This is a genomic window from Polaromonas sp. P3_B1 (assembly GCF_056402935.1).
This window is the reverse complement of the sequence record NZ_JBFUGK010000004.1, coordinates 16,271-30,628: the sequence shown is the minus strand read 5'-3', so window position 1 is coordinate 30,628 and position 14,358 is coordinate 16,271. Positions and strand designations below refer to the sequence as shown.

Annotated in this window: 14 protein-coding genes and 3 tRNA genes; 4 read left to right on the top strand and 13 right to left on the bottom strand. The window is 64.2% G+C overall.

Annotation, left to right across the window (positions count from 1 at the left end):
* Nucleotides 1–16: 16 nt before the first annotated feature.
* From AC1DXS_RS03435 to pip, 10 genes are all read right to left on the bottom strand, one after another.
* A tRNA-Asp gene (locus AC1DXS_RS03435) sits at nt 17–93 on the bottom strand.
* 103 nt (nt 94–196) lie between these two features.
* Nucleotides 197–272 (bottom strand) — tRNA-Glu (locus AC1DXS_RS03430).
* A 78-nt stretch (nt 273–350) separates the two neighbouring features.
* Nucleotides 351–426, bottom strand: a tRNA-Ala gene (locus AC1DXS_RS03425).
* A 77-nt stretch (nt 427–503) separates the two neighbouring features.
* Complete coding sequence (gltX, locus tag AC1DXS_RS03420; protein ID WP_477736307.1) at nt 504–1,898, bottom strand: glutamate--tRNA ligase; 1,395 nt, start codon at nt 1,896–1,898, stop codon at nt 504–506.
* 8 nt (nt 1,899–1,906) lie between these two features.
* Complete coding sequence (locus AC1DXS_RS03415) at nt 1,907–3,124, bottom strand: O-succinylhomoserine sulfhydrylase (RefSeq protein WP_477736178.1); 1,218 nt, start codon at nt 3,122–3,124, stop codon at nt 1,907–1,909.
* Between the two features lie 8 nt (nt 3,125–3,132).
* Entirely contained in the window at nt 3,133–4,662 is a 1,530-nt protein-coding gene (gene purF / locus AC1DXS_RS03410; RefSeq protein WP_477736177.1) for an amidophosphoribosyltransferase, read from the bottom strand.
* Nucleotides 4,663–4,696: 34 nt separating this feature from the next.
* Nucleotides 4,697–5,182 carry a CvpA family protein gene (locus AC1DXS_RS03405; protein ID WP_477736176.1) on the bottom strand — a complete coding sequence of 162 codons (486 nt, stop codon included), beginning with the start codon at nt 5,180–5,182 and terminating at the stop codon, nt 4,697–4,699.
* A 31-nt stretch (nt 5,183–5,213) separates the two neighbouring features.
* Nucleotides 5,214–6,008 (bottom strand): SPOR domain-containing protein, encoded by a 795-nt coding sequence (locus AC1DXS_RS03400; protein ID WP_477736175.1) that lies wholly within the window; start codon nt 6,006–6,008, stop codon nt 5,214–5,216.
* Nucleotides 6,009–6,097: 89 nt separating this feature from the next.
* A complete protein-coding gene (gene folC, locus AC1DXS_RS03395; protein ID WP_477736174.1) occupies nt 6,098–7,414 on the bottom strand; it encodes a bifunctional tetrahydrofolate synthase/dihydrofolate synthase in 1,317 nt (438 codons plus the stop codon).
* Between the two features lie 37 nt (nt 7,415–7,451).
* Nucleotides 7,452–8,384: a prolyl aminopeptidase gene (gene pip / locus AC1DXS_RS03390; RefSeq protein ID WP_477736306.1), complete on the bottom strand. Its 933-nt coding sequence runs from the start codon at nt 8,382–8,384 to the stop codon at nt 7,452–7,454.
* A 208-nt stretch (nt 8,385–8,592) separates the two neighbouring features.
* Here pip and AC1DXS_RS03385 point away from each other — a divergent pair, with 208 nt between their 5' ends.
* Complete coding sequence (locus tag AC1DXS_RS03385; RefSeq protein ID WP_477736173.1) at nt 8,593–8,937, top strand: ArsC family reductase; 345 nt, start codon at nt 8,593–8,595, stop codon at nt 8,935–8,937.
* A 277-nt stretch (nt 8,938–9,214) separates the two neighbouring features.
* Entirely contained in the window at nt 9,215–9,931 is a 717-nt protein-coding gene (locus AC1DXS_RS03380; protein WP_477736172.1) for a glycine zipper 2TM domain-containing protein, read from the top strand.
* A gap of 71 nt (nt 9,932–10,002) precedes the next feature.
* On the opposite strand, the gene AC1DXS_RS03375 is transcribed toward AC1DXS_RS03380, so the two are convergent.
* Together AC1DXS_RS03375 and AC1DXS_RS03370 are read right to left on the bottom strand one after the other, a co-directional pair.
* Entirely contained in the window at nt 10,003–10,773 is a 771-nt protein-coding gene (locus tag AC1DXS_RS03375; protein ID WP_477736171.1) for an anti-sigma factor, read from the bottom strand.
* Nucleotides 10,770–11,345 carry an RNA polymerase sigma factor gene (locus tag AC1DXS_RS03370; protein WP_477736170.1) on the bottom strand — a complete coding sequence of 192 codons (576 nt, stop codon included), beginning with the start codon at nt 11,343–11,345 and terminating at the stop codon, nt 10,770–10,772. The genes AC1DXS_RS03375 and AC1DXS_RS03370 overlap by 4 nt, the downstream gene beginning before the upstream one ends.
* Before the next feature lie 173 nt (nt 11,346–11,518).
* Here AC1DXS_RS03370 and ppnP point away from each other — a divergent pair, with 173 nt between their 5' ends.
* The gene (gene ppnP / locus AC1DXS_RS03365) at nt 11,519–11,845 is read left to right on the top strand and encodes a pyrimidine/purine nucleoside phosphorylase (RefSeq protein ID WP_477712938.1); all 327 of its coding nucleotides are present in this window, start codon (nt 11,519–11,521) and stop codon (nt 11,843–11,845) included.
* A 34-nt stretch (nt 11,846–11,879) separates the two neighbouring features.
* Nucleotides 11,880–13,208, top strand: coding sequence for an argininosuccinate synthase (argG, locus tag AC1DXS_RS03360; RefSeq protein ID WP_477736169.1), 1,329 nt, complete (start codon nt 11,880–11,882; stop codon nt 13,206–13,208).
* Nucleotides 13,209–13,266: 58 nt separating this feature from the next.
* On the opposite strand, the gene AC1DXS_RS03355 is transcribed toward argG, so the two are convergent.
* On the bottom strand, nt 13,267–14,358 hold the full coding sequence (locus tag AC1DXS_RS03355) for an endonuclease NucS domain-containing protein (protein WP_477736168.1): 1,092 nt from the start codon (nt 14,356–14,358) through the stop codon (nt 13,267–13,269).

Sequence of the window (14,358 nt, the reverse complement as noted above, 5' to 3'; positions counted from 1 at the left end):
CAGGCCCTTTCGGATTTGGCGGAGTGGACGGGACTCGAACCCGCGACCCCCGGCGTGACAGGCCGGTATTCTAACCAACTGAACTACCACTCCTGGTAGTGACAACATTCGCTCTTTCGAGCCAAGTCGCCTGCCCTTGCGGGACGGCGGTTGTCAACTTGCGCCTTGGGCATCACGCGCGAGGCGTGATGAATGCTGGCGACCCCACGGGGATTCGAACCCCGGTACTCACCGTGAAAGGGTGATGTCCTAGGCCTCTAGACGATGGGGTCAAAACCTTGGAACTTCCGGAACGGGCCCTGCTGTGACACAAGGACCGCACAAACTCTCAAATTCTTCGCGACAAACTTTGGTGGAGGTAAGCGGGATCGAACCGCTGACCTCTTGCATGCCATGCAAGCGCTCTCCCAGCTGAGCTATACCCCCTTCAAGCCATTGCAAGTTGCCCTGCAATTGTGTCGAGCCTTGAATTATAGCCCGAAAATTCAGGCTTTTTCAAATCTTCAAACAAGCTTGAGCCGGGACACCACATCTTCGCGTTTCATGAGCTCCAGAATCGCGTCCAGCGAAGGGGTTTGCGGCGTGCCCAGCACCAGCACGCGCACCGGCATGGCGAGCTGCGGCATCTTCAGGCCCGTGTCGGCCAGCACCTGCTTGATGGCCGCGGAAATCGCCGGCTTGCTCCACTCGGCGCTGCCCAGGGCGTCGGCGAGTTTGGCGAGCGCCGGGCGCACGGCCTCGGTCACATGTGTGGCCAGGTCTTCGGCGCTGGGCTGGCCGCCCGTGACCAGGCGTTGCAGCCAGCCGGCCAGTTCCACCAGCGTGCTGCAGCGGTCCTTGAACAGGCCGCAGCCGCGCGCGATCCAGGCCGTGTCCTGGCCCGTGACGCCTTGCGCGGCGAGAAAGGGAACGACCGCTTCGGCCAGCTTGTCATCAGGCATGGCCTTGAGGTGCTGGGCATTGACCCAGCGCAGCTTGGCTTCGTCGAACTGCGCGGCGCTCTTGCCCAGGTGGTCCAGGTTGAACCAGGCGATGAACTGTTCGCGGCTGAAGATTTCGTCGTCGCCGTGGCTCCAGCCCAGGCGCGCCAGGTAGTTGACCATGGCGTCGGGCAAATAACCTTCGGCAGCGTACTGCGTCACCGGCTTGGCGCCGTTGCGCTTGCTGAGTTTTTCGCCCTGCTCGTTGAGCACGGTGGGCAAATGGGCGTAGACCGGCGGCTCCTTGCCCAGGGCCCTGAAGATGTTGATCTGGCGCGGCGTGTTGTTGACGTGGTCGTCGCCGCGAATCACATGGGTCATGCCCATGTCGATGTCGTCAACCACCACGCAGAAGTTGTAGGTCGGCGTGCCGTCGGGGCGCGCAATGACCAGGTCGTCGAGTTCGTCGTTGCTGATCTCGATGCGGCCCTTGACCTTGTCGTCCCAGACCACGCTGCCGCCCTGCGGGTTCATGAAGCGCAGCACCGGCTGCACGCCTTCGGGCACGGGCGGCAGGGTCTTGCCGGGCGCGGGGCGCCAGGTGCCGTCGTAGCGCGGTTTTTCCTTCGCGGCCATCTGCTTTTCGCGCAGGGCGTCGAGCTCGGCCACGCTCATGTAGCAGGGGTAGACCAGGCCGTCAGCGCGCATCTGCGCGAGCACGGCCTTGTAGCGGTCCATGCGCTGCATCTGGAAGAAGGGGCCTTCGTCGTGGTTCAGGCCCAGCCAGCGCATGCCTTCGATGATCACGTCGACGGCCTCCTGGCTGGAGCGCTCCACGTCGGTGTCCTCGATGCGCAGGATGAAGTCGCCGCCGGTGGCGCGGGCAAAGGCCCACGGGTAGAGCGCGGAGCGGATGTTGCCGAGGTGGATAAAGCCGGTCGGTGAAGGGGCGAAGCGGGTGCGGGTCTTTTGCGTCATTTGAGCTGTCATGCGATGCGGTCCAGGCCGCGGGAAAGGTCGGCCTTGATGTCGTCCACGTGGTCCAGCCCGACGGCCACGCGAACCAGGCCCTGGCCTATGCCGGCGGCCTGGCGCTGCTCTTCGCTGAGGCGCCCGTGCGAGGTGGTGGCCGAGTGGCTGATGATGGTCTTGGTGTCGCCCAGGTTGGTGGCGATGCTGAGCACCTGCGTGCTGTTGATGACCTGGAAGGCGTTGGCGCGCGCCGCTTCGGGCGTGTCGCCACGCACGTCGAAGGACAGCACCGCGCCGCCACGCCCCGACTGCTGGCGCATGGCCAGTTCGTGTTGCGGGTGCGAGGCCAGGCCCGGGTAGTAGACGCGCTTGACGGCGGGCTGGGTCTCCAGCCACTGCGCGACGGCCAGCGCATTGGCGCTCTGGGCCTGCATGCGTATGCCCAGCGTCTCCAGCCCCTTGAGCACAACCCAGGCGTTGAAGGGTGCCAGCGTCATGCCGGCGGTGCGCACAATCGGGCCGAACACGTCGACGATCAGTTTGGACGGGCCGCACAGCGCACCGGCCATCACGCGGCCCTGGCCGTCCAGGTACTTGGTGCCGGAGTGCATGATCAGGTCGGCGCCGAACTCAACGGGGCGTTGCAGGGCCGGCGAGCAAAAGCAGTTGTCGACCGCGAGCAGCGCGCCCACGCTGTGCGCCAGGTCGGCCAGCGCGCGGATATCACACACTTCAGTCAGCGGGTTGGTCGGCGTTTCGGCGAACAGCAGCTTGGTGCCGGGACGCAGGGCGGCCTTCCACTCGCTGATGTCGGTCTGCGAAACGAAGGTGGTTTCCACGCCGAATTTGCCGAACTCGCGACCTATCAGGGCGATGGTCGAGCCGAACATGGAGCGCGAGCAGATCACATGGTCGCCGGCCTTGAGCAGGCCCATGCACATCATCAGGATGGCGCCCATGCCGGTCGAAGCGCCTATGGCCGCTTCCGTGCCTTCGAGCGCGGCGAGGCGGCGCTCAAAGCTGGTGACCGTGGGGTTGGAGGTGCGGCCGTAGGTATAGCCTTCCGTCGGGTTGGCAAAACGCTGCGCCGAGGTTTCGGCGTCGGGCTGCACAAAGCCGCTGGTCAGGTACAGCGCTTCGGAGTTTTCGCCATGCTGGCTGGGCTCCAGCGCGACGCGCACGGCCAGCGTGTCGCGGTGCAGGTTGTCGGGCAGTTTTCTTTTGCTGGTCATGCTCAAACTCAGGCTTCTTGCGGGTTGGGCAGCGCCAGGCGGGAGACGTCGACGTCGCTGTCCTCACCGATTTTTTCGGCGGTGTCGGCGCGCTGCGAGTTCATCGCGGCAATGGTTTCGGCCGTGACGTCGCCCGTGATGTAAACGCCGTCAAAGCAGGAAGCGTCAAAGCCGTCGAGATTGGCGTTGAGCGAGCCGATGGCGCGTTTCATGCCGTCCACGTCCTGGTAGATCAGCGCGTCGCAACCGATCACTTCACGGATCTCTTCAACGGTGCGGCCGTGCGCGACAAGCTCACCCGGCGTGGGCATGTCGATGCCGTAGACGTTGGGAAAACGCACGGGCGGCGCGGCGCTGGCCAGGTAGACCTTTTTGGCGCCGGCGTCGCGCGCCATCTGCACGATCTCGCGGCTGGTGGTGCCGCGCACGATGGAGTCATCGACCAGCAGCACGTTGCGGCCCTTGAACTCGCTGGCGATCACGTTGAGCTTCTGGCGCACCGATTTCTTGCGCACGCCCTGCCCCGGCATGATGAAGGTGCGGCCCACGTAGCGGTTCTTGACGAAGCCTTCGCGGTAAGGAATGCCCAGCAGGTGCGCCAGCTGTGTGGCGCTGGGGCGGCTGGATTCGGGGATCGGGATGATCACATCGATCTCGCTGGGCGGCACGGTGGAGACCACGCGCTTGGCCAGCGTCTCGCCGAGGTTCAGCCGTGCCTGGTAAACCGAGATGCCGTCCAGCACCGAGTCGGGCCGCGCCAGGTAGACGAATTCGAAGATACAGGGATTGAGCTTGGCATTGGGCGCGCACTGCTCGGCATGCACCACGCCTTCCATGTCCACGTACACGGCTTCGCCCGGCGCGATGTCGCGCTCGAACTGGTGCGAGGTGCCTTCCAGCGCCACCGATTCGCTGGCCACCATGACGGTGTCGCCGCCCTCGTTCTGGCCACGGCCTATGCACAGCGGGCGAATGCCGAAGGGGTCGCGAAACGCCAGCAGGCCGTGGCCGGCGATCAGCGCGACGACGGCGTAAGAGCCCTTGACGCGCTTGTGCACGCCGCGCACCGCGGCGAACACGTCGACGGGCTTGAGCGGCAGGCCGCGCGTGGTTTTTTCGAGCTCATGCGCCAGCACGTTGAGCAGCACTTCGGAGTCGCTCTCGGTGTTGATGTGGCGATGGTCGGTGTTGAAGAGCTCAGCCTTGAGTTCGGCCGCGTTGGTCAGGTTGCCGTTGTGCGACAGCACCAGGCCGAAGGGCGCATTGACGTAAAACGGCTGGGCCTCGTCCTCGCTGTAGGCGTTGCCGGCCGTGGGGTAGCGCACCTGGCCCAGGCCCACCGTGCCCGGCAGCGCGCGCATGTTGCGCGTGCGGAACACGTCGCGCACCATGCCCTTGGCCTTGTGCATGTAGAACTTGCGCCCCTGCTGCGTGACGATGCCCGCCGCATCCTGGCCGCGATGCTGCAACAGCAGCAGGCCGTCATAGATGAGCTGGTTGACGGGGGCTTTGCTGACGACGCCGACTATCCCGCACATGGTGTTCCGATCATGATGAGTTGACTCTTCAAAGTTAGGTTAAATATTTCGCAAACTGTTCGGGCAACACCGGCTTGATGGCTTTGAGCGTGGCCGCCAACACCGGCGCGCCTTTCGATTCCCGCCACCACTCGCTGGTCTTCAGCGCCGTCATGTCGATCACAACCGTCGCGGCCAGCAACAACACCACACCGCGCAACACGCCAAACGCCGCGCCCAGCACGCGGTCCACAGGCGCCAGGCCGACCGCGGCCACCAGCTTCTTGAGCAGAAATGCCAGCAGCCCCGCCGCGAACACCGAAGCGATAAAGATCAGCACAAAGGCGGCCGCATAACGCACCGGGTCGGCGGCCGACTGCACGGGCAATCGGGCGGCCAGGTCAGGCGCAAACCATTGCGCCACAAAAAACGACACCACCCAGCCCAGCACCGACAACACCTCGTACACCAACCCGCGCCATGCGCCCAGCAGCATGGAAAAAACCAGCACCCCCAGCAAAATCCAGTCGACAGCCGCCACGAATCTGCTAACCGCGTTACTTCGTTGCTTCTTACAAGGTCAGGATGGCGGCCGGCAAATCAAGGGTCTTGATTTTCACGGCCGCTTTTTCAGCCTCGGCCTTGCTGGCAAAGGGGCCCACGCGGACCCGTATGCGCTTGCCGTCCTTGGTCTCAGCCACTTGCGTATAGGTTTTGAGCCCCGCTTTTTCCACCTTCAGGCGTGCTTCGCGTGCCTTGGTGACGTCGGAGAACGCACCCACCTGGACCACGAACCGGCCGTCGGCCTCGGCGGCGGACGGTTTGGCGGCCGGCGGCGTCGTGCCATTGAGCAGCGCGCTGGCGCGGGCAGCGTCGGCATTGGCGACGGGCTTGGGTTCGGGTTTTGCGGCCGGTTTTGGCTCAGGCTTGGGCGTCGGTTTGGCCTCGGGTTTGGGCTTGGGTGTGGCCTCTGGCTTGGCGGCTACCGGCGCAGATGCGGCAGAAGCGACGGCGGCAGGCTTGGACGGCAGGATTTCTTCCTTGGGCGCCAGGCTGGCGTTGGCGGCCACTCTTTCGGCCGGTGCGGCGGCGGACGCCGCTGGCGCCGGAGCCGTTGCAGCCGGCACCGCCAGCGGCTTGACGGCGCCCTTGCCGGGAATTTCGATAGGAATGTCGACCGGAATCGGCCTGGGCTGGGTGTCAAACAGCAGCGGGAAGCCCACCACGCCGATCAGCACCAGCACGGCCGAGCCGATCAGCCGGTGTTTGGCGCGCTTGCGCATCACTTCCACGCTTTCCGGTTGAGCGGCTGGCCCGGCATTGGGGGCAGTGTTGGAGCCGCCCCGGCGGAAGTTGAAAAACGGCATGGTTGGCTTGAATCCGATAAGGGGTGACGTTAACGGTGGACGCGGGCTCCAGGTCCTGCGGAACACCCGGCCGGGCCGGTGTGCGCGGCTTAGCTGGCCAGGTGCGGGGCCGAAAGACGCGGTACGCCGTCCTTCAAAATACCGCCCACCGTGTAGAACGAGCCGAACACGACGATTCTATCAGCGGGGGTCGCGGCCTTGACCGCCGCCTGCAGCGCCGCTTCGGGGCTCGTGTAGCTGCCGGCCGAGGCGTCAGGCCGGGTGTTGGCCGCCGTCCAGCGAGCCTGCAAATCGGCCGCCGTGGCGGCCCGCGGCGTCGGCAAATCGGTGAAATACCACTTGTCGATCAGCGGCCCGACCCGCGCCAGCATGGGGGCCAGGTCCTTGTCGGCCATGGCTCCGAACACCGCGTGGGTGCAGGGATAAAAGCCCATGGCGTCAAGGTTTTCGGCCAGCGCGGCGACCGAGTGCGGGTTGTGCGCCACGTCCAGCACCAGCGTGGGCTGACCGGGCACGATCTGGAAGCGGCCCGGCAGCTCAACCATGGACAGGCCGTTGCGCACCGCCTGGGCCGTCACCGGCAGCCGGTCGCGCACGGCCGTCAGCGCCGCCAGCACGCCCGAGGCATTGACCAGCTGGTTGGCGCCGCGCAGTGCCGGATAAGCCAGCCCGGCATACCTGCGCCCGCGCCCTGCCCAGCCCCACTGCTGCTTGTCGCCCGAGAAATTGAAATCCGTGCCGAAGCGCCACAAGTCAGCGCCTGTTGCGGCGGCATGATCAACAATGCTTTGCGGTGGCATGGGGTCGCTCACGATGACAGGCTTGCCGGCGCGCATGATGCCGGCTTTTTCGCGGCCTATGCTTTCGCGGTCGGGCCCCAGGTATTCCATGTGGTCCAGGTCTATGCTGGTGATCACCGCGCAATCGGCGTCCAGCATGTTGACGGCATCCAGCCGCCCGCCCAGGCCAACCTCCAGGATCACCACGTCCAGCTTGGCATCGGCCAGCAGTTGCAGGATGGCCAGGGTGGTGAATTCAAAGTAAGTTAGCGAAATCGCATCGCCGCCCTGTGTGCGGGCCGCCTCAACGCGCGCGAACTGGGCCACCAGCTCGGCCGCCTTCACGATGTCGCCGCGCACGCGGCAACGCTCTTCAAAATGCACCAGGTGCGGCGAGGTGAAGACGCCGGTGCGGTAGCCGGCCTGCAGCAGGATGGCTTCGAGCATGGCGCAGGTCGAGCCTTTGCCGTTGGTGCCGGCCACCGTGATGATGGGGCAGTCAAAGGCCAGGCCCATGCGTTTGGCGACGGCGCTGATGCGCGTCAGCCCCATGTCTATGCCCACGGGGTGCAGGTGCTCGCAGTAGGCCAGCCAGTCGTCGAGAGTTGTGAGTTGCGGTTGTTCCATACAGGCCCGCATTGTCGCAAAGCTGGAATACCCCCGTTCAGCGAGCGAAGCGGTCCGTCGCCGCCACCAGCCTTTGCTGGATGCCCGGCTCGCTAAAAGCATGACCGGCATCCGCGACCAGCTGGAAATCGGCCTCGGGCCAGGCGCGGTGCAAATCCCAGGCGGTTTTGGCCGGCGTAGCCACGTCGTAGCGGCCCTGCACGATCACGCCGGGAATGCCGGCCAGCTTGTGCGCATCGCGGATCAGCTGGCCTTCTTCCAGCCAGCCGGCGTGCACGAAGTAATGGTTTTCGATGCGCGCAAACGCCAGCGCAAAATCGTCGCCGCCGTGCAGCTCGGTGAAGGCCGGGTCGGGCAGCAGCGTGATGGTCTGGCCCTCCCAGAGGCTCCAGGCGCGAGCGGCTTCCAGTTGCGCCGCCCTGTCGCTGCCGACCAGGCGTTTGCGGTAGGCGGCCATCAGGTCGCCGCGCTCGGCTTCGGGAATCGGCGCGAGAAAAGCTTCCCACAGGTCGGGGAAGAGCCAGGAGGCCCCTTCCTGGTAGTACCACAGCACCTCGGCGCGCCGCAGCGCGAAGATGCCGCGCAGTATGAGTTCCGACACCCGGGCCGGATGCGCCTCGGCATAGGCCAGGGCCAGCGTGCTGCCCCAGGAGCCGCCGAACACCAGCCAGCGCTCCACGCCCAGCAGGATGCGCAGGCGCTCAATGTCGGCCACCAGGTGCCAGGTCGTGTTGTTGTCCAGCGAGGCGGCGGGGCGTGAGCGGCCGCAGCCGCGCTGGTCGAACAGCAGCACGCAGTAGCGCTCGGGGTCGAACAGGCGGCGATGCTCGGGCGAGCAGCCCGCGCCCGGGCCGCCGTGCAGAAACACCGCCGGTTTGCCCTTGGGGTTGCCGCACAGCTCCCAGTAGATCGAATGGCCGTCGCCGGTTTCCATGACGCCGGTGCGAAAGGGTTCTATGGGCGGATACAGCGGGGATGCGGATGCAGGTGCGGATGCGGATGCGGTGGGCTTGGCCGAAGCAGCGGTCATGAATGTTCCGTGAAGTGTGGATGCGGACAGAGGGCCGGCCAGGGGGCCGGCGCCGTTTGATTATTCCAGCCCCGCAGTTCGCCTGCTGGCGCACCCTCTTCCACACCCTGCTTCACACCCTTTTTCCCACATCTGCCAGAATCTTCGCATGATCATTCTCTACGGCATCCCCAATTGCGACACCGTCAAAAAAGCCCGCGACTGGCTCACTGGGCACGGCGTCGAATACCAGTTCCATGACTTCAAAAAACAGGGCGTGCCGCCCGAGCAGCTGGCGCGCTGGGCCCAGGCCGCCGGCTGGGAAACCCTGCTCAACCGCAAGGGCACGACCTGGCGCAAGCTGGACGAAGCCGCGCAGGCCGGCGCGACCGACAGCGCCGGCGCCCAGGCCTTGATGCTGGCCAACCCCAGCGTGATCAAGCGGCCCGTGGTGGACTGGGGCAAGGGCATCACGGTCGGCTTTGATGCGGCGGCCTGGGCGCAGCGGGTTTAACGGTTAAGAATTTGTTACCGCCGGCGCATTTGCAGCCTCCTTTGCAGCCTCCACAAAATAGGTGTTATTCACGTTTTCGGCCGGTTTTGACGTGCTTTACCTCCCTTTACCTCCCCACGGGGCCTGCCTGCCAAACCTTTACAGCCGATTTACCGAACTCCGCGCCCCAAAACGACTCTGACTTACTAAAATCGCAGTAGCCGTCCAGCCGCAGCCCGCACCACGGGAGCACCGCCGGGCAGCGCAAATTCAGCCAATTGCTGAAAAGGGTTTAACCATGAAAAAAGCACTCATCCTTTCCACCGTCGCCGCAGCTGCAGGCCTTGCCGCCGTACCCGCCTCCGCCATGGACATCCTGGCGCGGGTGATTTCCAGCACACCGGTGGTGCAACAGGTTGCCGTGCCGCGCCAGGTGTGCACCAACCAGCCGGTCATCACGCAAAGCCCCAATTCCGGCGCGGGCGCCTTGATGGGCGCACTGGCCGGCGGCGCAGCCGGCAATGCCATCGGCAACGGCGGCGGCCGTGCAGTCGCGACGGTGATCGGCCTGGTCGGCGGCGCCATGATCGGCGATCGCATCGAGGGCAACAACCAGCAGGTCCAGAACATGCAGCAATGCACGACGCAGACCTACTACGAGAACCGCCCCAGCCACTACAACGTGGTCTATGAATACCAGGGCACGCAATACAGCACCCAGATGGCCACCGACCCCGGCCAGTACGTGCGCCTGCAGGTCACGCCGGTAGGCGCCATGGCGCCCGCGCCGCAGACCTTCCAGTCCGCGCCCCAGCCCCAGGCCTACAGCCAGCCCATCCCCGTGCAGCCGGCCTACGTCGAGCAATCCACCACGTATGTGCAGCCGGCTTATGTGCAGCCCGTGGTGTACCCGGCTTACTATCCCCGGCCTTACTACGCGCCCTACTACCCGCCCATCGGCCTGTCGCTGAACTTCGGTTACAGCCGGGGCTACGGCCACCACCACTGGCGCTAAAACGCCTTTCGGCTTGACGTAAAAAAGGGGCGTTCACAACGCCCCTTTTTTGTGGCCCGCCTGTTGCCGCCCTACTTCGGCGTTTCAATGAGCGCGCCCTTGAACAGCACCGGCCCTGTCGGCCCGCTGCCCGGCGGCACGCCGCCCCGGGGCTCCAGCGTGATCGCCAGCGTCGGCACCTGCCGCATGTCGGTGCCCGCCGCGGTCAGGCGAACCACCGGGTCGGCGTTCAGCACACCCAGCGATTTGGGCGCCACACCGGGCGGCAAAGCCCATAGCTCCAGTGACTTGTCGGCCTGCTCGCGGAAGCCGCCCACACGCTTGAGCACCAGGGTTTTGTTCTTCGGGTCAAAGGTCACCAACAGCGAGGCCGCGGCCTTGTCGTCCGTCAGCACGGCCACGTATTCAATCTCCGGTGTGGCTGTGAGTTTGGCCGACAGTTCGCTGACCTGCCCGCTGAGCCGCGAATTGACATTCAGCCCCACCACAACGGCCAGCACCGCTGCCAGGGCGCCCGCAGCGCTGGCGCCTCGCCACAGGCCCAGGCTGGCCCACCAGCCAGCAGACACCGGCGCACGGCGCGCGGCCTGCATGGCACGCGCCTCCTTGTCGGCCCTGACGAGGTTTTCAATGCGCGTCCACACGGCCGGGCTGGGCGCCATCTGCGGCTGCAGCTCCGCAACGGACGACAGCCGGCTTTGCCAGACCAAGGCCGCCGCGCGCAAGGTAGCGTTGTCGCGCGCCAGGGTCTCAAAACGCCTGCGCGCGCCGCCGCGCAAAGTGCCCAGCGCATAGCTGGCCGCGAGTTGCTCCATCAGGGCGGGGTTGTTTTGAATGTTCATGCGAACCTCGCCATGCAGCCGCGCAGTTGTTCGAGGCCGCGCCGTATCCATGTTTTCACTGTGCCCAGCGGCAGCTTCAACTGCTCGGCCAGCTCGCTGTGGCTCAGGTCACGCAAATACGCCAGGCTCACCACCTCACGCTGCTTTTGCTCCAGCCGGGCCAGGCACTGGTGCAGGGCCCAGGCCTGTTCGCTGGCCTGTGTCGTGTCCATGGGGTTGGGCGAGTCGCCGGCCACGGTATCGGAGAGCACATCGTCCAGCTCCTGCATCAGGTCGGCCCGGTCGGAGGCGCGGCGGCGCAGGAAGTCCAGGCCGCGGCTGCGAACAATCAGCCCCATCCAGGCCATGGGTGGCGAAAGTGTGGCCTTGTAGTCGCCGGCAATGCGCCAGATGGTCAAGAAAGCCTCCTGCAGCACGTCTTCGGCCCATTCGCGCTTGCCCACCACGCGCAGTGCCACACCGTAAAGCTTGGACGAGCTCAGGTCGTACAGCTCGCGCAGGGCGTTTTCATCGGCCCCGGCCACACGGTCGATCAGCGCAATCAATTGAAGATCCGGGCTTTCTGATTTCATGGACAACATTCTGGGTTATTCATGGGGGTACGCGATAGAGGGCCGGGTGGATTCAAAGCTGGCACGGCCCAGGGCCAGTCGTGACCTAAAATCAGTGGTTTTTGGCGCCGGACCGCGCTGCGCGGCGCTTTCATTGCCTTTTTCCACCTTTCGCCACCTTTTCAGCCCTCCTCATGCCCACCGAAAAAATCGACAACGTCAGCGTCAGCACCCAGGCCAATGTGTACTTTGACGGCAAATGCGTGAGCCACGGCATCACCTTCGCCGACGGCAGCAAAAAATCGGTGGGCGTGATCCTGCCCGCCACCCTGACCTTCAACACCGGCGCGCCCGAGATCATGGAATGCGTGGCCGGCGCCTGCGAATACAAGCTGGCCGGCAGCGACAGCTGGGTCAAGTCCTCGGCCGGTGAAAAATTCAGCGTACCCGGCAATGCCAAATTCGAGATCCGCGTTGCCGCAGGCGAAGCGGCCTACCACTACATCTGCCACTTCGGCTGATCCCTCTTTCCAGCATCCATCCCCAGGACCCCTCATGGCCACCATACTCCAGAACCTTCCCGCCGGCCAGAAAGTCGGCATCGCCTTTTCCGGCGGACTCGACACCAGCGCCGCCTTGCACTGGATGAAGCTCAAGGGCGCAATCCCCTACGCCTACACCGCCAACCTGGGCCAGCCCGACGAACCCGACTACGATGAAATCCCGCGCAAGGCCATGCAGTACGGCGCCGAAAAAGCCCGCCTGATCGACTGCCGCAACCAGCTGGCGGCCGAAGGCATCGCCGCCCTGCAAAGCGGCGCCTTCCACATCACCACCGCGGGCGTGACCTACTTCAACACCACGCCGCTGGGCCGTGCCGTAACCGGCACCATGCTGGTGTCGGCCATGAAGGAAGACGACGTCAACATCTGGGGTGACGGCAGCACCTTCAAGGGCAACGACATCGAGCGCTTCTACCGCTACGGCCTGCTGACCAACCCGGGCCTGAAGATCTACAAGCCCTGGCTGGACCAGCTCTTCATCGACGAGCTCGGCGGCCGCGCCGAAATGTCGGCCTTCATGACCAAGGCCGGCTTCGGCTACAAGATGTCGGCCGAAAAAGCCTATTCGACCGACTCCAACATGCTGGGCGCCACGCACGAGGCCAAAGACCTGGAAGAACTCGCCACCGGCATGAAGATCGTGAACCCCATCATGGGCGTGGCCTTCTGGAAAGATGAAGTCGAAGTCAAGCGCGAAGAAGTCACGGTGCGCTTTGAAGAAGGCCGGCCCGTCGCGCTGAACGGCAAGGCCTTCAGCAGCATGGTCGAGCTGATCCTCGAAGCCAACCGCATCGGCGGACGCCACGGCCTGGGCATGAGCGACCAGATCGAAAACCGCATCATCGAAGCCAAGAGCCGCGGCATCTACGAAGCCCCGGGCCTGGCGCTGCTGTTCATCGCCTACGAGCGCCTGGTCACCGGCATCCACAACGAAGACACCATCGAGCAGTACCGCGACAACGGCCGCAAGCTCGGACGCCTGCTCTACCAGGGCCGCTGGTTCGACCCCCAGGCCATCATGCTGCGCGAAACCGCCCAGCGCTGGGTGGCCAGCGCCATCACCGGCGAGGTCACGGTGGAGCTGCGCCGCGGCAACGACTATTCGATCCTGAACACCGTCTCCGGCAACCTGACCTACAAGCCCGAGCGCCTGAGCATGGAAAAGGTTGAGGATGCGCCCTTCTCGCCGGCCGACCGCATCGGCCAGCTGACCATGCGCAACCTGGACATTACCGATACGCGGGCCAAGCTGGGGATTTATTCCGATGCCGGGATGCTGCAGTTGGGTAAGGGGGATGATTTTTTGAAGTTGGGCAAGTAAAGCGGTTCAAGCTCCAAACAAAAAGCCCGTCAGGTGGAAGCCTGACGGGCTTATTTTTTTACTTGTTATCCCAATGCTTGAAGAGCGTTTTCAAACGCTCCACGGTGTGTCGCCATTTAGGGCTAGTCGGTTTGCATACGGTGTTCTGGTTTCCGAACAAACCTAGCTCATTGATTGCGTTTTTTTCTTCACGAGTGTCGAGCCATTGGACCCGAACAAAGTACTCGGCACGCTCCGCGTCGCTAGCCAGCGACTTGTAGTGCTCCGCGTTTTGCAAAACCTCTAGAACTGGCTTTTCGCCTGTTGGTGTCTTCACAAGAAATGATGTACCGGGTTGCACTGGCTCGAGCACCCTGCCAACACCCACATATCCTGTTCCGGGGATCTTGACCCAGACCCGGTCGCCCGGCTGAAGCAGCTTCAGCGTTTGGCTATACCAAGCCCCCCCACCGCCGCTCACAAAGCCAAAGCGAAGTGCATCTTCCCAGCTGCGGTGTCCGTAAGACACGTAAAACTCGCCATTCCATGGCTCACGCCCCTCGCCAGTAAGCGCACTGCTTGTCTGCGCGGCATTGACCTGCGTCTCGCCGGGATCAAGCAGCCATGCCCGGCTCAGCAAGTGCTCATCACCGTGCTGAAACACGGTGAAGAACATCACATTGATTGGAATATCACGCGCATTCAGGTAACTCACGATGCGTTCAGTGGCCGGGTCCAACTCTGCGGCAACCAACACAATTTGATGCGACTGGTTGAGAGCCTCTTCATCCAGCACTGCGCCAAACCTACTTTGAAATGCATCCTCCAGCCGTCCACCGTTTGAGAAGCGGGCATAAATTTTTACTAACCGATCCGCCGTAAGCCGCGACACCCATTCCGCATAGTCAAGCGCCTGTGCCACCACGTCCCGCGGTGTGCGATCGCGTTTGAGCTCGATCAAAACCAATGAACCATCAGGTGCAATCGCCAACAGGTCAACAATGCCGCCATCGTTAGTGCGCTCCTGACGACCTATCAGCATCCATTCGCTGGAAAGGATTCGCGGATCGCGAACGATCATGTCTTCAAGCAGCTGTTCGCTAGCGAGGCGGGTTGTGATAAGTGGAGCGGGCGCATCGCTGACGCGCCAAATGGCGTGGTGGATCGGCAT

Bases quoted from the DNA above. Each gene is read 5' to 3' on its own strand.
- gltX (WP_477736307.1), bottom strand. From the start codon at position 1,898: ATGACGCAAAAGACCCGCACCCGCTTCGCCCCTTCACCGACCGGCTTT.
- AC1DXS_RS03415 (WP_477736178.1), bottom strand. From the start codon at position 3,124: ATGACCAGCAAAAGAAAACTGCCCGACAACCTGCACCGCGACACGCTG.
- purF (WP_477736177.1), bottom strand. From the start codon at position 4,662: ATGTGCGGGATAGTCGGCGTCGTCAGCAAAGCCCCCGTCAACCAGCTC.
- AC1DXS_RS03400 (WP_477736175.1), bottom strand. From the start codon at position 6,008: ATGCCGTTTTTCAACTTCCGCCGGGGCGGCTCCAACACTGCCCCCAAT.
- folC (WP_477736174.1), bottom strand. From the start codon at position 7,414: ATGGAACAACCGCAACTCACAACTCTCGACGACTGGCTGGCCTACTGC.
- AC1DXS_RS03385 (WP_477736173.1), top strand. From the start codon at position 8,593: ATGATCATTCTCTACGGCATCCCCAATTGCGACACCGTCAAAAAAGCC.
- AC1DXS_RS03380 (WP_477736172.1), top strand. From the start codon at position 9,215: ATGAAAAAAGCACTCATCCTTTCCACCGTCGCCGCAGCTGCAGGCCTT.
- AC1DXS_RS03375 (WP_477736171.1), bottom strand. From the start codon at position 10,773: ATGAACATTCAAAACAACCCCGCCCTGATGGAGCAACTCGCGGCCAGC.
- AC1DXS_RS03370 (WP_477736170.1), bottom strand. From the start codon at position 11,345: ATGAAATCAGAAAGCCCGGATCTTCAATTGATTGCGCTGATCGACCGT.
- ppnP (WP_477712938.1), top strand. From the start codon at position 11,519: ATGCCCACCGAAAAAATCGACAACGTCAGCGTCAGCACCCAGGCCAAT.
- argG (WP_477736169.1), top strand. From the start codon at position 11,880: ATGGCCACCATACTCCAGAACCTTCCCGCCGGCCAGAAAGTCGGCATC.
- AC1DXS_RS03355 (WP_477736168.1), bottom strand. From the start codon at position 14,358: ATGCCGATCCACCACGCCATTTGGCGCGTCAGCGATGCGCCCGCTCCA.